This is a genomic window from Frankia sp. CcMO1 (assembly GCF_977945845.1).
The window spans coordinates 1-2,956 of sequence record NZ_CDWTMG010000382.1; the positions used below are offsets into that span (position 1 = coordinate 1).

2 protein-coding genes and 1 pseudogene are annotated in these 2,956 nt (G+C 64.0%); all 3 read left to right on the forward strand.

Annotated elements, in window-relative coordinates; all coding sequences use genetic code 11:
• Positions 1–144: 144 nt before the first annotated feature.
• Positions 145–1,833: a CocE/NonD family hydrolase gene (locus tag AC08OU_RS24135; protein WP_476602355.1), complete on the forward strand. Its 1,689-nt coding sequence runs from the start codon at positions 145–147 to the stop codon at positions 1,831–1,833.
• Positions 1,834–2,023: 190 nt separating this feature from the next.
• Positions 2,024–2,353, forward strand: coding sequence for a hypothetical protein (locus AC08OU_RS24140; RefSeq protein WP_476602356.1), 330 nt, complete (start codon positions 2,024–2,026; stop codon positions 2,351–2,353).
• A gap of 39 nt (positions 2,354–2,392) precedes the next feature.
• Positions 2,393–2,956, forward strand: a pseudogene (locus tag AC08OU_RS24145) (aminoglycoside phosphotransferase family protein); the annotation flags it as partial.

Here is a 2,956-nt window from a genome sequence, read left to right on the forward strand (position 1 = left end):
CTCCGAACCCGTGCACCGGGAGACTTCCGCACCACGGATCCGATATCCGGATCATCACCTCGTCACGGCCGCGGACGATCGCGCGCCCGTCGGCCAGGTTCGCCGGCAGGCTCCTTTTCCCACGCCCAGAAGGAGATCATCCGAGTGACCACGACTGTCAAGACCACGAACGTGTTCGATTTCGCGCCCAACGACAGAACACTGCTCGACGCGGAGATCGCCGCTCTTGAGAACCTCGAGAGCGGCGACTTCAGGAATCTCCCGCCGGCGACCGTGGCAAAGTTCGAGGAACTGCGGGGAGCGGGGGCCTTCACCGCGACCAGGATCCCCGGAGCCGATGCCGGCGTCCAGCTCGACGCCGGCGTGCTGGTCCCCCTCAGGCCGGGGCCGAACCCGGTCGTCATCATGCCGGCTCCGCTGGCGTCGACGGGGTGGAAATCGTATCCGGGGATGCTGTTGAACTTCGCACTCAAGGGATATCTGGCGGTCGCGTACAGCGAGCGTGGGCTCGCCGACTCCACGGGGAAGATCGACGTCGCCGGTCCGCGAGACCGGGCGGACGGCTCGGCCGTGATCGACTGGGTACTGAACACCTATCCCGACCGCGCAGATCCGGATCGAATCGGGTTCGCGGGGTCGTCCTACGGCGCCGGCCAGAGCCTGATCATCGCGGCGCACGACGACCGGGTGAGGGCCGTGTGCGCGCAGAGCGCCTGGGCCGATCTGGGCTGGTCGCTGTACGAGAACGAGACACGACACCTGCTGGCGTTCGAGGAGCTCACCAAGCTGTTCGGCGAGGAGAACCTCTCCGCCGAAGTCAAGGATATCTTCGACGACTTCCGGGCCAATCAGAATATCGAACGGTTGCTGGAGTTCAGCGCGGTCCGTTCACCGGTGACCTACCTGAACGAACTCAACGCCAGGAGGGTCCCTATCTTCCTCGGCACCTACTGGCACGAGACCATCTTCTCGGTGCCCGCGGTGGTGGAGTTCTTCAACGCACTGATCGGTCCCAAACGTCTCCTGGTACTGATCGGAGATCACGGCGGCGACGAGATCAAGGGATTTCTCGGCGGTATCAGTCGTCCGACAGCGACGGCCTTCCGCTGGCTGGACCGCTTCGTTGCCGACGAGGAGAACGGCGTGGAGAACGACGGCGACGTGCACACCGAGTACATGCACAACCTGTTCACGGTCAAGAAACTCGCCAACTGGGACTCGTACACGCTGCCGCTGCGGCGCTACTACCTGAACGCACCGCTGCCGGGGACATCGGACGGCTCATTGACTCCTCAGCCCAACTCCGGGGGGAGCCACACCTTCCGGGCCGGCACGGACACCCCCGCCCTGATAGCCCCGGCCCTGGTCCAGACCGGCATCCTCGAAAGACTGGGGGCTCCGATCGTGTACGAGACCTCGGAGATCTCCCGCGAGGACGCCGCGGTGTGGTCGACCGAACCGCTCACCGCACCGAGTCAGATCATCGGGACCGTCTCGGCGCATCTCACGGTCACCCCGTCCGCGAAGAGCGCGACGCTCGTGGCGCACCTGTTCGACGTCGACCCGGGTACCGGTAAGGCAAAAATCATCACCAGCGCGCCCTTCACCCTGCTCAACGACCGCGAGGGAGAGACGCGGACGATCGACATCCACCTGCAGCCGGCCGACTACCGCATCACGCCGGGCCGCCAGATACAGCTGGTCGTGGACACCAAGGACAGATTCTTCGGCGACGCCACCGTCACCAACAACAAAATCGAGATCTCGTCCACCGACGGCTCCTCGTCCTACCTGGACATTCCGCTCGGCGAGATTCCGCTCGAGAACGACTAGCCGACCGGATCCCACGGCGCACGCCTACCCGGGCCGGAACCGTGGTCGCGGTTCCGGCCCGGGCTCGCCCGGGTGCGGATCGGCAGGATCGCGCCGCAGCCCGATGTGCTGGTCCATCGTGCGTCGTCGAGCTCAACTATGATTGCATCGTCCTCGACGGTATTGCGGTCTGTGATGGTCGGAGGTTTACATGGCGCCTGCGCCACGGTTTCATCGGGTCGCCGCACTGCAGCGGCGTTTCGTGGACCGCGAACCGGTGCTGGCGGCTTTCGCCGAAGAGCTGACCCATATAGGTGACGGTCCACGGGTCTTCAACGCCACCGGCGTGGGCGGTATAGGTAAGTCACGACTACTGCGCGAGTTGAAGGACCGGACGGCAACCCGGTATCGAACGGCATCACTCGATCTGCAGGTACACTCGTTGCGCCAGCAGGAAGAAGAACTGGCGGTGCTACGCAACGAACTGGGGTCGCAAGGGGTCCACTTCGATCGCTTCGACATAGGAGTCGAAATGAAATAACTTGCGCGTTTCGAACCCTCCACAGGCCTGTGACCTGCGATGATGTTCTCGATCACGTATTTGTTACTTCATTACGTCCCCATAGCCTACGCAGTGCTGTGGCAGCGGCTACACCCACACCTGCGGTTGAACCGTTCGGAACTGGCATTCATCGACGAGAGTTCCATTCTCGCGGATATCGCCGACACGATGACCGGAATTCCAGTTTTCGGTACGGCCCGCGGCCTTGTCAAGCTGTTGGAGCGCGGCGGCTCCGACGTACGCCGCCGCCTGCGGGTGCGGCGCGATCCCACCCCGGCGACGCTCGACGACCTGCCGAACAGTGAGCTCGCCGACGCCGTCACGTTTCTGTTCGCTGAAGACCTTCGGGCCGCCAGCCAGGACAGACAGTATGTGATCATCATTGACAGCCACGAGGCCCTGGTACCGAGCCCGGTACGCACCGGACGGGCGCAACTCGCGGATGCCTGGCTACGTGATCTCGTGGCACAGCTCGACCGTGGCCTGGTGGTCATCGCCAGCCGGGAACCGTTGCGGTGGGAACTGACGGATCCCGAATGGGACGGCCTCATCGAGATGTGCGACATCGGGGCTCTTCGAAGT